The following is a 15,951-nucleotide window of genomic DNA, read 5'->3' as shown; positions in this document are numbered from 1 at the left end:
TCCTTGGTTTCGACACGCTCGCTGCGCTCGCTGCTCAACCAGCGGAGGCTACTGGCCCTTCTCGGCGTACTTCGCCTCGGTCGCGTCCTTGTGGGGGCGCCACCATTCCTCGTGCGCCTGGTACCACTCGATGGTGTTGGCCAGGCCGGCCTCGAAGTCCTGGAACTGCGGCTGCCAGCCGAGCTCCTGGCGCAGCTTGCCCGACTCGATGGCGTAGCGCATGTCGTGGCCGGCGCGGTCGTTGACGTGGTCGAAGTCGTCGGCGCTCTTGCCCATGAGCGTGAGGATCAGCCGGACGACCTCGAGGTTGTTCTTCTCGCCGTCGGCGCCGATCAGGTAGGTCTCGCCGATCTCGCCCTTCTCCAGGATCGTCAGCACGGCCGAGGAGTGGTCGTCGGCGTGGATCCAGTCGCGGACGTTCTCGCCGGAGCCGTAGAGCTTGGGGCGCACGCCGTCGATGACGTTGGTGATCTGGCGCGGGATGAACTTCTCGATGTGCTGCCAGGGCCCGTAGTTGTTGGAGCAGTTCGAGACCGTCGCGCGGACGCCGAAGCTGCGCACCCAGGCACGGACCAGGTGGTCGGAGCCGGCCTTGGATGCGGAGTAGGGGGAGGACGGGTTGTAGGGCGTGTCCTCGGTGAAGCGCTTGGGGTCGTCGAGCTCGAGGTCGCCGTAGACCTCGTCGGTCGAGACGTGGTGCAGGCGCTTGTCGTGCTTCCGCACCGCCTCGAGGATCGTGTAGGTCCCGAGGATGTTGGTCCTGATGAACGGGCTCGGGTCGTGGAGCGAGTTGTCGTTGTGCGACTCGGCCGCGTAGTGGACGACCGCGTCGTGCGCCGCCACCAGCGGGTCGACGGTCTCCTCGTCGGCGATGTCGCCGACCACCAGCTGCACCCGGTCCTCGGGCAGCCCCGCCAGCGACTCCTTCGAGGCGGCGTAGGTCAGCTTGTCGAGGACGGTGATCCTCAGGTCGGTGTGGTCGACGAGGTGGTGCACGAAGTTCGACCCGATGAACCCCGCGCCCCCGGTCACGAGAAGGCGTTCCATGCCGCGGAGTCTAGGGGTGGGCGAGGATCTCGAACGACTCGATGGTCTCGAGCGCGTCGGTCGTGTACGTCGCCACCCGGCCGCCGCGTGTCGACCACCCGTCGGGCAGTTCGTCGTCGACGGCGTAGCCGCGCGGGAAGCTGACCCGGACCCGGACGCCCTGCGGGTCGACCATGCCCTGCGGGTCGATCGCGAGCCGGTAGGCGAGCCCGTCGCCGTCGCGCACCGCGGCGGCAGGGACGTCGTATGTCACCGCGAGGGTGTGACGGGCCTGTGGGGCAAACTCGATCTCGGGGCGGATGAAGTAGCGGCCGAAGAAGTTGCGCGGCGATGTCTGCAGCGGCTCCCCGTCGACCGCGACCGAGTCGAAGGTCGCGCCGGTGGGCAGGAACGGCGCGATGCTGAGGGTGTTCCAGCGGGTGAAGTAGCCCTGGCCCGGGTCGGGGACCGGCTGGACGTAGGGCGGGGAGTCGTTGTGGACCTCCACCTCCATCCGGACGCGGGCGCTGCCGTCCTTGCGCACGACGACGTCGGTGCTGACGGTCCGGCGCTGCCAGTAGTCGGACTTGCTGGGCACCTTGTTCTGCGTGAACACGCCGATGTAGTCGTGCTCGGTGTCGGAGAGCCGGCCGGTGAGCCCGAGGTCGTCGAAGACGGCCTGCTCCTCGGGGCTGCGGAAGAAGAGGGCGAAGCGGCGCTCGTCGGCCGCCTGACCGAGCGAGCGGCCGGTGCCGACGGGGTCGTTGCCGGACAGGAGCCGGTCGACGAAGACGGGTGCGAGGGCCCGGTTCACGGCCTTGCGCTGCGCGGGCTCGGGGTAGTCGTCGTAGCTGCCGATGAGCTTCTCGACGAGGTTGTCACCGGTCAGCGTGCCGAGGGTCGGCACCTCGAGCGGGCCGGACACGTCCAGCAGCCGCGAGATGGCGACCACGTCGATGACGACCACGCCCGCGAGCCGGCGCCCGCGCAGGCTGCGCCAGGCGTTGGCCAGCTCGTTGCCCGAGACCCGCCAGTCGGGGGCCATCGTGGCCAGCGCCGGCTTCATCTTGCCGCGGTGGAGCGGGTTGCCGCTGACCTTGCGCCAGTAGCGCGGCTGCGCCGCACCCGGCGCGGTCGACAGGTCGACCGTCTCGCCCATCGACAGCCGGCCGCGGTCGAGGTCGACGGTGACGAAGGTCTGCGGGGTGCCGCCGGAGAAGAGCATCTCGGCGGGGTTGAGCAGCGCGACGAGGTACTGCCGGCTCGCGTCGCGGCCCAGGATCTTCGGCAGGTGGTCGAGCAGCGGGTCGATCGACTCCAGCCCGTCGGCCAGCGGGTCCACCTCGCCCTGCGCCTGGTCGCGCGCCTCGGCAAGCCGCCCGCCCACGACGGGGCGTGAGTCGGCGACGTCCGCGAGCTCGGCCTGGGCATCGGCGAGCCGCGTCGACACCTCGCGCAGGTCGTCGATCACCGACTCCAGCACCTCGATGTCGACGTTGCCGTCATTGACGAGCGTCGACTCCTCGCCGCGCACCTGCGGGAGGATGCGTACGCCGGTCTCCGCCACGGCGACCAGCTCGTCGAGCGCGTTGCCGAGGCGGCGTACGTCGCGCACCGGGCCGCCGGCGACCGGCACCCAGCTCCACACGTCGCCGCCGATGCCCTGGACGGACCCCTGCAGGTCGTCGGTCTCCTCGCGCGCCCGCTCGACGGCCGCCACCGCTTCGTCGGTGTCGCCGGCGTCGAGGGCGTCCTTCGCGGCGGTCAGCTCGGTGCGCGCGTCCTCGGCGTGCCCGGGGGCCGAGAGGAAGGGGATCGCCAGCAGGGCCAGGACCACCAGCAGCAGGAACAGGCCGCCGACCACCGTCGCCGGCCGGACCAGCCGTCGCGGTGTGGCGCGACGGGAGGACGACATGCGGCCATGGTGCCAAAGGGGCGGGAGGCCACGAGAATCGCGGCTGCACCCTAGGGTGCAGCCATGCGCGGAATCATCCTGGCCGGTGGCACCGGCTCGCGACTGCACCCGATCACCCAGGGGATCAGCAAGCAGCTGGTGCCGGTCTACGACAAGCCGATGATCTACTACCCGCTCTCCACGCTCATGCTGGCGGGGATCCGGGACGTCCTGATCATCACCACGCCCCACGAGGCCGACGGCTTCCACCGGCTGCTGGGCGACGGCTCGCAGTTCGGCATCAACCTGACCTTCGCGGTGCAGCCCTCGCCGGACGGGCTGGCGCAGGCCTTCATCATCGGCGCCGACCACATCGGCGACCAGCGGTCCGCGCTCGTCCTCGGCGACAACATCTTCTACGGCTCCGGCCTCGGCCACCAGCTGCTCCGCTTCTCCGAGCTCGACGGTGCGGCCGTCTTCGGCTACCACGTCGCGGACCCGCGGGCCTACGGCGTGGTGGAGTTCGACGACCAGGGCCGCGCGCTGTCGCTGGAGGAGAAGCCGGAGCACCCCAAAAGCGACTTCGCGGTTCCGGGGCTCTACTTCTACGACAACGACGTGGTGCAGTACGCCGCCGAGCTGAAGCCGTCGGCGCGCGGCGAGCTCGAGATCACCGACCTCAACCGCCGCTACCTCGAGGAGGGCCGCCTCCACGTCGAGGTGCTGCCCCGCGGCACCGCGTGGCTCGACACCGGCACCTTCGACTCGCTCAACGACGCGTCCAACTTCGTGCGCACCATCGAGGGCCGGCAGGGCTTCAAGGTCGGTGCTCCCGAGGAGGTCGCCTGGCGGATGGGCTGGCTCTCCGACGACGAGCTCGTCGCGCGCGCCGAGCCGCTGCGCAAGAGCGGCTACGGCGAGTACCTGCGGAGCCTCCTCCAGCACGGCTGACCGCGTTTGGGCGGGCCCCCGACGGGGGAGGACTGGGGTAGCGAAGCGCAGCCTGGAGGAGACCCCGTGCCCGACCCGAACTCGCTCGACCTCGTCACGGGTGCGCCCGCGGCGCGGCAGGTGCTGCAGGACCCGTTCTGGGCGACGGTGCTGCGTCGCCACGACGACGTCGACCTGGTGGTGCTGCCACCCGAGGCACCCGACCGCGTCGAGGTCCCGGGCGACGAGCCGACGGTCGAGCCCGACGTGGCCAGGGGGGAGCTGCGCGCGCGGATGGCTGCGCTCTGGGCGGCCCTCGGTCTCGAGGGGGAGCCGAGCCACCTCGACGACGTGTGGTTCGCCGGGTCCGCGCCCGGCACCCTGCGCTGGCAGGGCACGGCGACCTTCGACGACCTCGACCCGGTCGTCGCCTCCGACGCCCTCCAGCGCGCCCGCGACCTGCTTGCCGAGGCCGACGGCTGGCACGTGCTGGCCCCGCCCGACGGCGTACCCCGTGTCCTTGCCGGACGACCCGGCCGCGTGGGCCGTGAGGACGTGCAGGTGCTGGCGCCCACTGCCGGCCGCGTCGTGCTGCGGATCCGCTCTGCCCTCGTCGTCGTCGGCGAGGCCGCCGCGGCCGAGGCGATCGGGGGTCAGCGATGAGCGACCCGCTGGTCTGGCAGATGGAGACCCTGCGCCGCGGCACCCAGGGGTGGGAGTCGCAGGAGACGCTGATGGACACCTCGGCCCGCGAGCTGCGCGGTGCGTCCGCCTCGGCGCTGCCGCCGAGCGTGCAGGGCGCGGCGACGACGTTCCTGACCCGGTGGGCCGGATACGCCGCTGAGAGCGCCGCGATCGCGCAGGGCTTCGTCGGCGCGCTGCACGCGACGTCCGACGACTACTCGACCACCGACGACGCGACCGACCGGCAGTTCAGCGACCTCGACGGGCGACTGGGGCCGGCGCGGTGACCGTCACGATCGAGGTGCCGGCGTCGGTCCCGGCGCAGCTGCGAAAGCCCGAGGGCGACGCGGGCGGGGCCGACACGCTCGCGACGACGATCTACGCCGCGGCCGGACGCTACGAGGAGTTCGCCGACCGGTCCCGCGAGCTGCAGGAGCTCGGCAGCTGGACGGGCATCGCCTACGCCTCCTACAAGGAGGCCTCCGGCACGGCCTCGACCGAGCACTCGGCGATGGCGACGACCGTACGCCGGGTGGGCCGGGGCGTGACCGCCTTCGCCGACACCCTGCGCGACCTGCTGCGCGACCACGAGGACCTCGTCGAGCGCAAGCGCGGCCTCGACGACCGGCGCACCGCCCTGATCGCGGACATCAACGCCGCCACCGACGTCACCGACGCCGAGATCGCCGCCTTCCGCGAGCGGTCGGTCGACCTGCGCGCCGACTACTCCGAGCTGGCCACCGCCGACGACGACCTGCAGCGGCGGGTGCGCGACAACGAGACGCTGCTGCGCCAGGTCTTCCAGGCCGCCGACACCCTGCCGGAGTCGCTGTCCGGCGACGGCGGCATCCCGCCGATGGCGGAGTCCGCGATGAACCGCCCCGGCGCGCCCGGCAGCGGCGCGACGCCCGAGGAGGTGCAGCAGTGGTGGGAGGGCCTCACCGACGCCGAGCGCGAGGCGGTCATCGCCGCCTACCCCGAGCGCGTCGGCCAGGGCGACGGCCTGCCCGCCGGGGCCCGCGACCAGGCCAACCGGGTCCTGCTCGACGACGACCTCGCCCGGCTCGCGGCCAAGGAGGAGGACGGCACCATCTCCCCGCTCGAGCGGCGGGTGCTCGAGAACGCCGGGCAGGCGCGTGACGCGCTCGCCAACGCTGACGCCTACACCGACCCGCTCGACCCGACGCTGCGCCCCGGCGGCGCGCTGTGGCTCTACGACCCAGCTGCGTACGACGGCGACGGGCGGGTGGCTGTCGCGGTCGGCGACCTCGACCACGCCACCGACGTCGCGGTCTTCACGCCGGGCATCAACACCGACATGGGCGACACGACCTACTACACCGACCGGATGATGAACCTCTACGAGTCGACGCGCTACAACGGCGACGGCTCGAGCGTCGCCTCCATGTTCTGGCTCGGCTACGACGCGCCGCACGGCCCGACCGACCTCGCGACCCTCAGCGAGGGGCGTGCGGAGGAGGGCGGGCGCAACCTCGCCGACGCCATCGACGGGCTGCGCGCCTCCCGGCCCGACGACCCCGCGCACCTCACGGCCGTCGGCCACAGCTACGGCTCCACCACGACGTCGTACGCCACCCACGGGGACGCGTCCGACGTCGACGAGGTGGTCCTCATCGGCAGCCCCGGCGCGGGCCCGGCCGACCACGCGAGCGACCTCGGTCCCGGCGCCGACCACGTCTACGTCGGCCGCGACAGCCGCGACTTCGTGGCCGTGCTGGGCGACGAGGGGTGGGTCGGGAAGCTCGGCATCGGGCTGGGCACCGACCCGTCGTCGGAGGACTTCGACGCGAACCGCTTCGAGGCCGAGGACGTCGACCGCAGCTGGCACCGCAACACCGGCGACGCGCACAGCTCCTACCTCGACCAGGACACCGAGTCGCTCTACAACATCGGCCGCATCGTCGACGGTCACGGCGACGACATCAACACCGCGGAGCAGAGCTACGACCCCTGGTACGACGCGCCGCGCGACCCCGAGTGGGACCGCGACCCGACGGCGAACCAGCCCGGGCGCTCCGACACGAGCCCCGACCGGTGAGGATGGGTGGCATGAGACTGCTCCCGCTGCGGATGCTGCTGGCGATCGCGCTCGCCCTCGGGCTGGCCATGGGGCTCGGGTCGTGCGGCGACCCCGACCCCGAGCAGGCCGCCGACGACCTGGCGTCGATGAAGCAGGCGGTCAACGCCGAGCTCCGCGACATGGCCGCCGCCCTGACCGGCGGCGGGCTCGCCGTCGAGCGCGCGAAGGGGCGCGTCGAGAGCGAGGGCATGTCGACCTACCGCGCCGAGGACTACAAGGCCTCCGCGGTCGTGGTCGGCGAGGGTGCCGAGGGCGAGCAGGTCGACCAGGCCGCGGCGGCGCTCGAGGAGGCCGGCTGGACGCGGACGTCCGACGGCCTTGACGCCTCCGAGCCCTGGGCGCAGCTCGAGCGCGACGACTTCCGCACCACCATCGGCTGGACGAAGGTCGGCGAGCGTGAGCTGGTGCTCACCCTCGACCAGGAGGGCGAGGTCGAGGTGCCCACCGACACCGAGCCGGTCGACCGGGACAACTCCGAGGACATCCCGCTCGACTGAGCCATCCGCTGGTCGAGGAGGGCGCCCCGGCGCCCGTCACGAGACCCGGTCAGGCGAGGTCGGTGGCCACCATGCGTCGCACGATCTCGGCGAAGTCGACCGTGGGCGCCCAGCCCAGCTCCTCGCGTGCCCGGCTCGCGTCACCGACCAGCTCGGTCGGGTCGGCCGGGCGGAAGAAGGCCGCGTCCTGCCGCACCAGGTGCTCCCACTCGTCGATCCCGGCGGCCGCGAAGGCGGCGGCCACGAAGTCGCGCACGGAGTGGGCGGTGCCGGTGGCGACGACGTAGTCGCCCGGCTCGTCCGCGCGGGCGGCCCGCACCATCGCATCGACGTAGTCGGGGGCCCAGCCCCAGTCGCGGCGTACGTCGATGTTGCCCAGGACCAGCTCGTCGGCCTCGCCGCGCGCGATGGCGGCGACCGTCGAGGTGATCTTGCGGGTGACGAAGCGCGGGTGCCGGCGCGGCGACTCGTGGTTGTAGAGGATCGCGCTCGACACGTGCAGGTCGCGCTGGCGGAAGACGCGGGCGGACAGGTGCGCGAAGGCCTTCGCGGCGCCGTACGGGTTGACCGGCGCGATCGGGGTCTCCTCGTCCTGTGGCGACTCCGACGCCTCGCCGAAGATCTCGGCGCTCGAGGCCTGCACGAGGCGTACGCCGTCGACCGCGCGCGCGGACTCCATCAGCGCGACCGCGGCCAGGCCGTTGACGTGGGCGGTGCGGTCGGGCTCGTCCCACGACTGGGCGACCGAGCTGATCGCGGCGAGGTTGTAGACCTCGCGGGGCGCGATGTCGCGCACCAGTCGGCGGGTGGCCTCGACGTCGCCGAGGTCGCCGGCGTGGAGCACGACCTCCGCCGGGCAGTGGGCCGGGTGGCCGTCGGCCTCGAGGACCAGCGCGTGGACCTCCATGCCGTCGGCGACCAGCCGCTCGGCGAGGTAGGTGCCGTCCTGGCCGCCGATGCCGGTGATGAAGGCGGCTGCGGTCACCAGCCCGCCTTGGCGGCCGCGATGTCCGCGTCGACCATCATCGCGACGAGCTCGGCGAAGGAGACGGTGGGCGTCCAGCCGAGCTTGTCCTTGGCCTTGGACGCGTCGCCGATGAGCAGCTCCACCTCGGCCGGGCGCATGAAGCGCGGGTCCTGGGTGACGTGCTTGCTCCAGTCGTCGATTCCGACGTGGGCGAAGGCGAGGTCGAGGAAGTCGCGGATCGACCAGGTCTCGCCGGTGGCGATGACGTAGTCGTCGGCCTCGTCCTGCTGCAGCATCCGCCACATCGCCTCGACGTAGTCGCCGGCGTAGCCCCAGTCGCGGCGGGCGTCGAGGTTGCCGAGCGCCATCGAGTCCTGCTGGCCGAGGTGGATCTTCGCGACGGCCTGGCTGATCTTGCGGGTCACGAACTCCGGCCCGCGGCGCGGCGACTCGTGGTTGAACAGGATGCCCGAGGAGGCGTGCATGCCGTAGGACTCGCGGTAGTTGATCGTCATGTAGTGGCCGTAGACCTTGCTGACGCCGTAGGGCGAGCGGGGCCAGAGCAGGGTGCTCTCCGACTGCGGCACCTCCTGCACCTTCCCGAACATCTCCGAGCTCGAGGCCTGGTAGAAGCGGATCGACGACGGGTCGTCGCCGGCGTGGAGGCGTACGGCCTCGAGCATGTTGAGCACACCCATGCCGGTCACGTCGCTGGTGACGAAGGCGTTCTCCCAGGAGTAGGCCACGAACGAGATGGCGCCGAGGTTGTAGACCTCGTCGGGCTGCGAGTCGCGCATCGCCCGCATCAGGCTCGACAGGTCGGTCAGGTCGCCGTTGTGCAGCTGGACGTCCGGCACCACCTTGGAGACCAGCTCGCGGCGGGGGTTGTTCTGGCCGCGGATCAGGCCGTGGACGTCGTACCCCTTCTCGAGCAGCAGCTCGGCGAGGTAGAGGCCGTCCTGGCCGGTGATTCCGGTGATGAGAGCGCTGGGCATGCGACGCATTCTGTCAGGACGGCTCTCAGTAGGGTGGGCGGCATGAAGATCCTCGTCAGCGGCGGCGCCGGATACATCGGCTCGCACACCGTCATCCAGCTCGTCGCTGCCGGCCACGACGTGGTCATCGTCGACAACTTCAGCAACGCCCACCCGACGGTGCTCGGTCGGATGGAGTCGCTCACCGGCACTCCGCTGACGCTGCACTCCTTCGACCTGTGCGACTACGACAAGACCGAGCACCTCTTCGCCGCCGAGGACTTCGACGCCGTCATCCACTTCGCCGGCTACAAGGCGGTGGGGGAGAGCGTCGAGAAGCCGCTCGACTACTACGAGAACAACCTCGGCTCCACCTTCTCGCTCGTGCGCGCGATGCAGAAGCACGGTGTCGACAAGCTCGTCTTCTCCTCCAGCGCGACCGTCTACGGCACCGACCAGGCCGGCGCGACCGAGGACCGCCGCACCTTCGCCACCAACCCCTACGGCTGGACCAAGGTGATGCAGGAGCAGATCCTGCGCGACGTCGCCGTGGCCGCTCCGGAGATGCGCTTCGCGCTGCTGCGTTACTTCAACCCGGTCGGCGCCCACGAGTCCGGGACGATCGGCGAGGACCCGTCGGGCACCCCCAACAACCTCATGCCCTTCATCGCGCAGGTCGCGGTCGGCAAGCGCGACAAGCTGATGATCTTCGGCGACGACTACGACACGGTCGACGGCACCGGCGTGCGCGACTACATCCACGTCGAGGACCTCGCTGCCGGCCACGTCGCCGCGCTGGAGGCGCTGACCACCACTACCGACGGCGTCAGCATCTGGAACCTCGGCTCCGGCCACGGCACCAGCGTGCTCGAGCTGCTCCACGCCTTCGAGCGCGCCGTCGGCCGCGAGCTGCCCTACGAGGTGGTCGCCCGCCGCCCCGGTGACGTCGCGGTCTCCTACGCCGACGTGTCCAAGGCCAACCGCGAGCTCGGCTGGAGCACGACGAAGTCGGTCGACGAGATGGCCGCCGACACCTGGCGCTGGCAGTCGCAGAACCCCCACGGCTTCGCGGGCTGATGCCCCTCCGGGGCGCGGTCGTCGCGGTGGTCGCCGCCCTCGTCGCCGCCCTCGCCGCCGCCCTCCTCGGGGTATCTGAGGACGTCGCGGTCGCCCAGACGGTCGATCCACGTCCACTGCGTCCTCAGGTAGCGGCGTCGCCGCTGGCCGGGCGGGTGATCGTCATCGACCCCGGCCATCAGCTCGGCAACCGCCACTTCCCGCGCCGCATCAACCGTCCGGTGCCCGCCGGCGGCTTCACCAAGCCGTGCAACACCACCGGCACAACGACGAACGGCGGCTACCCGGAGGCCACCTTCGTCTGGCAGGTCTCCCGCGTGGTCGCGGCCCGGCTGCGCGAGCTGGGCGCGACGGTGCGCCTGACCCGGCACAGCAACCGCCAGGACCGCTGGGGTCCGTGCGTCGACGCGCGTGGGCGGGCGGGCAACGCCATTGGCGCCGATCTCAAGCTGTCGGTCCACGCCGACGGGTCGTACGCCGCCGGCGCGCGCGGCTTCCACGTCATCACCCCGCCCGACCGGGCACCGTGGACCGCCGACATCCACCGGCCCTCGCGCCGGCTGGCCACCTCGGTGAAGGCCGGCCTGCTGGCGCAGCGCTTCGGCGTCGCGACCTACACCGCCGGCGGGGACGGGATCGACGTACGCTCCGACCTCGCCACCCTCAACCTCTCCGACGTACCCACCGTGATGGTCGAGCTCGGCAACATGCGCAGCGCCGCCGAGGCGCGGGTGATGACCTCGCCTGCCGGGCGCGCCCGCTACGCCCGTGGGCTCGTCTCCGGGGTGCGCCGCTTCCTCGGCTGACACCATGCAGGCAGTTCGGCCGCGGCAGCGCCCGGCTGAGCGTGGCTGATGCCGCCTGAGCCGCGAACTGCCTTCATGGTGCCTGTGGATGACGCGAGCAGCCGACCGGTGATCGGTGTCAGGGTCGAGGGATGGACCCGGTCGTGGCGCTTCGCGAGCTCGGGGGTGTGGGCACCTTCCGGGAGCTGCTCGGGCTCACGAGCCGGTCGCAGCTCGCGGTTGCCCTCGCCGACGGACGGATCCACAAGCCCCGCCACAACAGGTACTGCCTCGCCGACCTCGACGGCACCCTGCGCGCCGTCGCCCGGACCGGCGGCGCTGCGTCCCACCTGAGCGCTGCCCAGGAGTTCGGCTGGAAGCTCAAGCACGACCCGTTGCGCCCCTGCGTCACGCTGCCCCGGAGCGCCCGCAAGCCCCGCGGTTCCTACGAGCTCCACTGGGCCGACCTGTCCGAGCGCGAGCTGAGGCGCAACGTCACCTCCCGCACGCGCACGGTCATCGACTGTGCGCGTGTGTACGACTTCGACGTGGCGCTGTGCGTGGCCGACTCCGCCCTGCGGGAGGGCATCATCGACCGCGACGATCTCCTGATCGCAGCCGCGCGGAGCCCGAGGACCGGACGGGCCAGGGCCCTCCGCGTCGCGTCGGAGGCGTCGCACCTGAGGGCCAATCCCTTCGAGACCTGCCTCTACGTGATCGCCTCTTCGGTGCCGGGCCTCGACGTCGTCCCGCAGGGGCACGTCCCGGGGGTGGGTTTCGTCGACCTGCTCGAGCGCCGGCTGGGGGTGGTGATGGAGGCCGAGTCGCTGGAGCACCACTGGACCAAGGCGGGCCTCCAACGTGACGTGGACCGCTACACGACGGCCGCTCGGCTCGGACTCGTGGTGCTGAGGTTCACCTGGGCCGACGTGATGTTCCGGCCCGACGAGGTCCGCGCGGCGATCGAGGACGTCGTCCGGTGGCGCACCATGCAGGCAGTTGGGTGCCACGGACTCGTCGCCTGAGCGTGACGAGACCGACCCGGGCCGCGAACTGCCTGCATGGTGTCGGCGTCAGCGGACCTCGAGCTCACCCATCGCCCGGAGCACGACGCGGAGGTGGGCGACCTCGTGGATCCGGAGGAGGTGGGAGCCGCCGAGGGCGGCGAGGACGCCGTAGAAGCCCTCCGCCTTGCGGAACTCGTCGCCGAAGAGGTCGTAGGTGTGCGGCAGGGCGTTGCACACCGGCGCGCCGAGCGGCCGGAGGCGGAAGGCCTGGGCCAGCACGCGGGACTGGTGGCGGGCGCGGGTCATCGGGTCGACGAGGTTGCCGTAGTAGAAGCCCATCCCCGGGTCGACGACCACCTTGTCGACGCCGAGGGAGCGGGCGTGCTCGAGCCGCGGCGCGAAGTGGTCGAGCAGCACCGGCATCGGGTCGGCGTCGGGAGGTACGTCGGCGATCTCGCGGACGTTGGCGGTGGTGCCGAAGCACATCACGACAGCGGCGTCGTACTCGGCGGCGAGCGCGAGCATCTCGTCCTCGTGCTGGCGGCCGGTCATGTTGAGCACGCGGGCGCCGGCGTCGAGGCAGGCGCGCACGACCTCCGGCTCGTAGGTCTCGACCGAGACGACGGCCTCGGCGGCGAGCTCCTTCACGGCGGGCACCAAGGTGGCGACCTGGTCGGCGACCGCCACGCGCGCCGCCCGGGCGTTGCTCGACTCGGCGCCGAGGTCGATGAGCGCGGCCCCCTGGGCGGCCTGGATGCGGCCCATCCGGACGGCGTCGGCGGGGCTGGTGGCGACGCTCTCGCGGTAGGTCGAGTCACGGGAGAGGTTGATGCAGCCCATCAGGGTCACCGAGCCGTCGCCGATCGACACCGGCCCGCGGGGTCCGTCGAGGACGACCGGGGCGACGGGGCGGTCCCACGACTCGCCGTGCTCGGCGTGCAGGGCCGCCAGATCCGCAAGGGTGATCACGCTCGAAAGCGTAGGCGGCAGGATGAAGGCCGTGAGCGAACCCCTCGTGCTGCAGCACCTCGCCGACCTCTCCGACGACGACCTGGCGGCGGCCTACACCCCGGAGCGCGAGCCGTGGCTGCGGGTCAACTTTGTCAGCACCGTGGACGGTGCGGCGACCGGGTCGGACGGACTGAGCGGCACCATCAACAACGACGCCGACAAGCGGGTGTTCGACGCGCTGAGGCGGCGCGCGCACTGCCTGGTGGTCGGCGCGGGCACGATCCGCGAGGAGGAGTACGACGTCCCGCGCGTGCCGATCGTCGTGGTCAGCCGCTCCGCCGACGTCCCGCCGACGCTGGCCGAGGCACCGCCCGGCCGGGTGCTGATGGCGACGGTCGGGAGCTCCGACGGGCTGGCGGTCGCCCGCGAGACGCTGGGCGAGGACAACGTCCTGGTGCTCGGCGAGGAGGAGATCGACCTCGTCGCGCTCAAGGCCGCGCTGGCCGAGCGGGGCTGGACGGAGATGTTGTGCGAGGGCGGCCCGTCGCTCTTCGCCGACATGCTGGCGGCGGGCGTCGTCGACGAGCTCTGCTGGACGATCGTGCCGACCCTGACGGGCGGTGACGCCGTACGCATCGCCACCGGCGCCGAGGTCGACGTCGCGCTGCGTCCCGCCCTGCTGCTCGAGCAGGACGGGACGCTGCTGGGGCGCTGGCTCGTGGAGTGAGCCGGTGGGCTCAGCCCAGCGCGTCGAGCAGGGCCTTGTTGAAGGCCGGGATGTCGTCGGGGTTGCGGCTGGTGATGAGGTTGCCGTCGACGACGACCTCCTCGTCGACCCACTCGCCCCCGCCGTTGCGGATGTCGGTCTGCAGGCTCGGCCAGCTCGCGAGGCGCTTGCCCTTCACGCGGTCGGCCTCGACGAGGGTCCAGGGGGCGTGGCAGATGGCGGCGACGGGCTTGCCGGTGTCGATGAAGTCGCGGATGAAGGCGACGGCCTCCTCGTCCATGCGGAGGGCGTCGGGGTTGGCGACGCCTCCGGGCAGGACCAGGGCGTCGTAGTCAGCCACGGACACGTCGGAGACGCGACGGTCGACGCGCTGGGTGGAGGACTTGTCGAGGTGCTGGAAGAGCTGCACCTCGCCCTCGTCGGCGGACAGGAGCTCGGCGGTGTGGCCGGCGTCGAGCGCTGCCTGCCACGGCTTGGTGAGCTCGACCTCCTCGACGCCTTCGGATGCGGTCAGGAATGCGATGCGCTTGGACATGCTTCCCACGGTTGCTCGCGCCCCACGGGCGGACAACACACGCAGGGGTGGGAGCGTTCCTCAGCCGATGACGCCCGAGTTGTCCTTCGCCAGCGAGCGGGAGATGACCATGCGCTGGATCTGGTTGGTGCCCTCGAAGATCTGCATGACCTTGGCCTCGCGCATGTAGCGCTCGACGGGGAAGTCGCGGGTGTAGCCGTAGCCGCCCAGGACCTGGACGGCGTCGGTGGTGACCTTCATGGCGTTGTCGGTGGCGACGAGCTTGGCGACCGACGCCTCACGGGAGAACGGCAGCCCGGCGTCGCGCAGGCGCGCGGCGTGCAGCATCGTCGCGCGGGCCGAGACGATCGCGGCCTCCATGTCGGCGAGCACGAAGGCCAGGCCCTGGTGGTCGATGATCTTCGAGCCGAAGGTCTCGCGCTCGCGGGCATAGGCCACGGCGGAGTCGAGGGCGCCCTGCGCCAGGCCGACCGCGACGGCGGCGATGCCGAGGCGGCCGGAGTCGAGCCCGGCGAGCGCGATCTTCAGGCCCTCGCCCTCAGCGCCCAGCCGGCGCGAGGCGTCGACGCGGACGTCGTCGAAGCGCATGGTCGCCGTCGCCGAGCCGGTGAGGCCCATCTTGCGCTCCGGCGGGTCGGCGGAGAGCCCCTCCGCAGAGGCCGGGACCAGGAAGCAGGAGATGCCATTGCGGTCGTCGGAGGTGCGGGCCATCACCTTGTAGAAGTCGGCGTGGCCGCCGTGGGTGGTCCACGCCTTGGCGCCGTTGAGGACGTAGGAGTCGCCGTCGCGGCGGGCCGTCGTACGCATTGCGGCGGGGTCGGAGCCGGCGTGCGGCTCGGAGAGGCAGTAGGCCCCGAGCAGCTCGCCGCTGAGCATGTCGGGCAGCCACTCGGCGCGCTGCTCGTCGGTGCCGAAGTAGGCCAGCCCGAAGCACGACAGCGCGTGCACGGAGACGCCCACGCCGACGGAGGACCAGACGGCGCCGATCTCCTCGAGCACCTGGAGGTAGACCTCGTAGGGCTGCTCGCCGCCGCCGTGCTCCTCCGGGTAGGGCAGCGACAGCAGGCCGGCCTGGCCGAGCATCCGGAACACGTCGCGCGGGAACGTCTCGGTCGCCTCCGCCTCCGCCGACCGCGGCGCGAGCTCCTTGGTGCAGATCTCGCGGGTGAGGGCGAGCAGGTCGCGGGCCTCGTCGGTGGGCAGCTGGCGGCGGGCTGTCATGGGTCGCAGGCTACCCGCGCAGCACGGAAACCGACCGATCGGTCAGGTGCGGGGATGGGACCAGCGGTAGAGGGCGATCAGCCCGGGCAGGAACAGCAGCACCAGGACCAGGCCGAAGATGGACTCGCCGGAGAGCACCAGCACGCTGCCGACGAGGATGAAGGGAGCGGTGAGGAGCCCGACCAGCCAGAAGACGAGCCGCGGAAGGACGCTCCGCTGGGGCAGCGGGTGGCCCGGCACCACGGGTCGGTACGACGTCGTGGCGGGCGGCTCCAGCCCGACCATCACGTCCTCCAGGTCGCCGTAGGTGCGAGCGGCGAGAGCGCGTGAGGTGCGTTCGTCGAGCTCGGGGGAGGTGATCCGCCCCTCGCTGAAGGCCGCGGACAGGCGGCGGCAGACCTGGTCGCGCTCGGCGTCGGAGACGAGCAGCGCGTCGTGCTGGGCGTCGGCCTGCTCCTGCAGGTGCCGCCACCGCAGGTAGGCCTCGCTCGGTCCCGAGGGCCCGTCGTACGGCGTGCTCATGGGCCCCAGCGTACGGCGGAGCCCGGGGCCGCGCGGGCGTCTTCGGCGCATCT

17 protein-coding genes are annotated in these 15,951 nt (G+C 71.9%); 9 read left to right on the top strand and 8 right to left on the bottom strand.

Going from position 1 to position 15,951, the window contains the following annotated elements; all coding sequences use genetic code 11:
* Positions 1-48 precede the first annotated feature (48 nt).
* Together rfbB and ACNKF0_RS19560 are read right to left on the bottom strand one after the other, a co-directional pair.
* Complete coding sequence (gene rfbB / locus ACNKF0_RS19565; RefSeq protein WP_416954488.1) at positions 49-1,047, bottom strand: dTDP-glucose 4,6-dehydratase; 999 nt, start codon at positions 1,045-1,047, stop codon at positions 49-51.
* Positions 1,048-1,057: 10 nt separating this feature from the next.
* On the bottom strand, positions 1,058-2,941 hold the full coding sequence (locus ACNKF0_RS19560; RefSeq protein WP_416954487.1) for a DUF4012 domain-containing protein: 1,884 nt from the start codon (positions 2,939-2,941) through the stop codon (positions 1,058-1,060).
* Positions 2,942-3,004: 63 nt separating this feature from the next.
* On the opposite strand from ACNKF0_RS19560, the gene rfbA reads away from it, so the two are divergent.
* The 5 genes from rfbA to ACNKF0_RS19535 all read left to right on the top strand — a co-directional run bounded on the left by rfbA (position 3,005) and on the right by ACNKF0_RS19535 (position 7,132).
* A complete protein-coding gene (gene rfbA / locus ACNKF0_RS19555) occupies positions 3,005-3,871 on the top strand; it encodes a glucose-1-phosphate thymidylyltransferase RfbA (protein ID WP_416954486.1) in 867 nt (288 codons plus the stop codon).
* A gap of 66 nt (positions 3,872-3,937) precedes the next feature.
* Entirely contained in the window at positions 3,938-4,513 is a 576-nt protein-coding gene (locus ACNKF0_RS19550; RefSeq protein ID WP_416954485.1) for a hypothetical protein, read from the top strand.
* Positions 4,510-4,821, top strand: coding sequence for a hypothetical protein (locus tag ACNKF0_RS19545; protein ID WP_416954484.1), 312 nt, complete (start codon positions 4,510-4,512; stop codon positions 4,819-4,821). The genes ACNKF0_RS19550 and ACNKF0_RS19545 overlap by 4 nt, the downstream gene beginning before the upstream one ends.
* Positions 4,818-6,593 (top strand): alpha/beta hydrolase, encoded by a 1,776-nt coding sequence (locus ACNKF0_RS19540; RefSeq protein WP_416954483.1) that lies wholly within the window; start codon positions 4,818-4,820, stop codon positions 6,591-6,593. The genes ACNKF0_RS19545 and ACNKF0_RS19540 overlap by 4 nt, the downstream gene beginning before the upstream one ends.
* Positions 6,594-6,604: 11 nt before the next feature.
* Positions 6,605-7,132, top strand: coding sequence for a hypothetical protein (locus tag ACNKF0_RS19535; RefSeq protein ID WP_416954482.1), 528 nt, complete (start codon positions 6,605-6,607; stop codon positions 7,130-7,132).
* Positions 7,133-7,181: 49 nt separating this feature from the next.
* On the opposite strand, the gene ACNKF0_RS19530 is transcribed toward ACNKF0_RS19535, so the two are convergent.
* Positions 7,182-8,117 (bottom strand): GDP-mannose 4,6-dehydratase, encoded by a 936-nt coding sequence (locus ACNKF0_RS19530; RefSeq protein WP_416954481.1) that lies wholly within the window; start codon positions 8,115-8,117, stop codon positions 7,182-7,184.
* A complete protein-coding gene (gmd, locus tag ACNKF0_RS19525; protein WP_416954480.1) occupies positions 8,114-9,094 on the bottom strand; it encodes a GDP-mannose 4,6-dehydratase in 981 nt (326 codons plus the stop codon). The genes ACNKF0_RS19530 and gmd overlap by 4 nt, the downstream gene beginning before the upstream one ends.
* Positions 9,095-9,136: 42 nt before the next feature.
* On the opposite strand from gmd, the gene galE reads away from it, so the two are divergent.
* The 3 genes from galE (at position 9,137) to ACNKF0_RS19510 (ending at position 11,960) form a co-directional block, all read left to right on the top strand.
* Positions 9,137-10,150: a UDP-glucose 4-epimerase GalE gene (gene galE / locus ACNKF0_RS19520; protein WP_416954479.1), complete on the top strand. Its 1,014-nt coding sequence runs from the start codon at positions 9,137-9,139 to the stop codon at positions 10,148-10,150.
* A complete protein-coding gene (locus tag ACNKF0_RS19515; protein ID WP_416954478.1) occupies positions 10,150-10,956 on the top strand; it encodes an N-acetylmuramoyl-L-alanine amidase in 807 nt (268 codons plus the stop codon). The genes galE and ACNKF0_RS19515 overlap by 1 nt, the downstream gene beginning before the upstream one ends.
* A gap of 131 nt (positions 10,957-11,087) precedes the next feature.
* Positions 11,088-11,960: a hypothetical protein gene (locus tag ACNKF0_RS19510; RefSeq protein WP_416954477.1), complete on the top strand. Its 873-nt coding sequence runs from the start codon at positions 11,088-11,090 to the stop codon at positions 11,958-11,960.
* Positions 11,961-12,008: 48 nt separating this feature from the next.
* Here ACNKF0_RS19510 and ACNKF0_RS19505 read toward each other — a convergent pair whose 3' ends face one another.
* Positions 12,009-12,911 (bottom strand): dihydropteroate synthase, encoded by a 903-nt coding sequence (locus ACNKF0_RS19505; protein WP_416954476.1) that lies wholly within the window; start codon positions 12,909-12,911, stop codon positions 12,009-12,011.
* A gap of 31 nt (positions 12,912-12,942) precedes the next feature.
* Here ACNKF0_RS19505 and ACNKF0_RS19500 point away from each other — a divergent pair, with 31 nt between their 5' ends.
* Complete coding sequence (locus tag ACNKF0_RS19500) at positions 12,943-13,620, top strand: dihydrofolate reductase family protein (protein ID WP_416954475.1); 678 nt, start codon at positions 12,943-12,945, stop codon at positions 13,618-13,620.
* Between the two features lie 10 nt (positions 13,621-13,630).
* On the opposite strand, the gene ACNKF0_RS19495 is transcribed toward ACNKF0_RS19500, so the two are convergent.
* Genes ACNKF0_RS19495 through ACNKF0_RS19485 form a run of 3 tightly spaced genes read right to left on the bottom strand, consistent with a single transcriptional unit; the run spans position 13,631 to position 15,898 of the window.
* Entirely contained in the window at positions 13,631-14,155 is a 525-nt protein-coding gene (locus ACNKF0_RS19495; protein ID WP_299930897.1) for a type 1 glutamine amidotransferase domain-containing protein, read from the bottom strand.
* A 60-nt stretch (positions 14,156-14,215) separates the two neighbouring features.
* Entirely contained in the window at positions 14,216-15,376 is a 1,161-nt protein-coding gene (locus tag ACNKF0_RS19490) for an acyl-CoA dehydrogenase family protein (protein WP_416954474.1), read from the bottom strand.
* 42 nt (positions 15,377-15,418) lie between these two features.
* Entirely contained in the window at positions 15,419-15,898 is a 480-nt protein-coding gene (locus ACNKF0_RS19485; RefSeq protein WP_416954473.1) for a DUF1707 SHOCT-like domain-containing protein, read from the bottom strand.
* Positions 15,899-15,951 lie beyond the last annotated feature (53 nt).

The sequence above is a fragment of the Nocardioides sp. T5 genome, assembly GCF_048161455.1.
Classification (GTDB): Bacteria; Actinomycetota; Actinomycetes; order Propionibacteriales; family Nocardioidaceae; genus Nocardioides.
The sequence above is the reverse complement of the archived record's forward strand: the minus strand, read 5'-3'. Positions and strand labels throughout refer to the sequence as shown.

Coding starts and splice junctions, on each gene's coding strand:
- ACNKF0_RS19535 (WP_416954482.1), top strand. CDS start 6,605: ATGAGACTGCTCCCGCTGCGGATGCTGCTGGCGATCGCGCTCGCCCTC.
- ACNKF0_RS19485 (WP_416954473.1), bottom strand. CDS start 15,898: ATGAGCACGCCGTACGACGGGCCCTCGGGACCGAGCGAGGCCTACCTG.
- ACNKF0_RS19560 (WP_416954487.1), bottom strand. CDS start 2,941: ATGTCGTCCTCCCGTCGCGCCACACCGCGACGGCTGGTCCGGCCGGCG.
- rfbB (WP_416954488.1), bottom strand. CDS start 1,047: ATGGAACGCCTTCTCGTGACCGGGGGCGCGGGGTTCATCGGGTCGAAC.
- rfbA (WP_416954486.1), top strand. CDS start 3,005: ATGCGCGGAATCATCCTGGCCGGTGGCACCGGCTCGCGACTGCACCCG.
- ACNKF0_RS19545 (WP_416954484.1), top strand. CDS start 4,510: ATGAGCGACCCGCTGGTCTGGCAGATGGAGACCCTGCGCCGCGGCACC.
- ACNKF0_RS19495 (WP_299930897.1), bottom strand. CDS start 14,155: ATGTCCAAGCGCATCGCATTCCTGACCGCATCCGAAGGCGTCGAGGAG.
- ACNKF0_RS19515 (WP_416954478.1), top strand. CDS start 10,150: ATGCCCCTCCGGGGCGCGGTCGTCGCGGTGGTCGCCGCCCTCGTCGCC.
- ACNKF0_RS19490 (WP_416954474.1), bottom strand. CDS start 15,376: ATGACAGCCCGCCGCCAGCTGCCCACCGACGAGGCCCGCGACCTGCTC.
- ACNKF0_RS19510 (WP_416954477.1), top strand. CDS start 11,088: ATGGACCCGGTCGTGGCGCTTCGCGAGCTCGGGGGTGTGGGCACCTTC.
- gmd (WP_416954480.1), bottom strand. CDS start 9,094: ATGCCCAGCGCTCTCATCACCGGAATCACCGGCCAGGACGGCCTCTAC.
- galE (WP_416954479.1), top strand. CDS start 9,137: ATGAAGATCCTCGTCAGCGGCGGCGCCGGATACATCGGCTCGCACACC.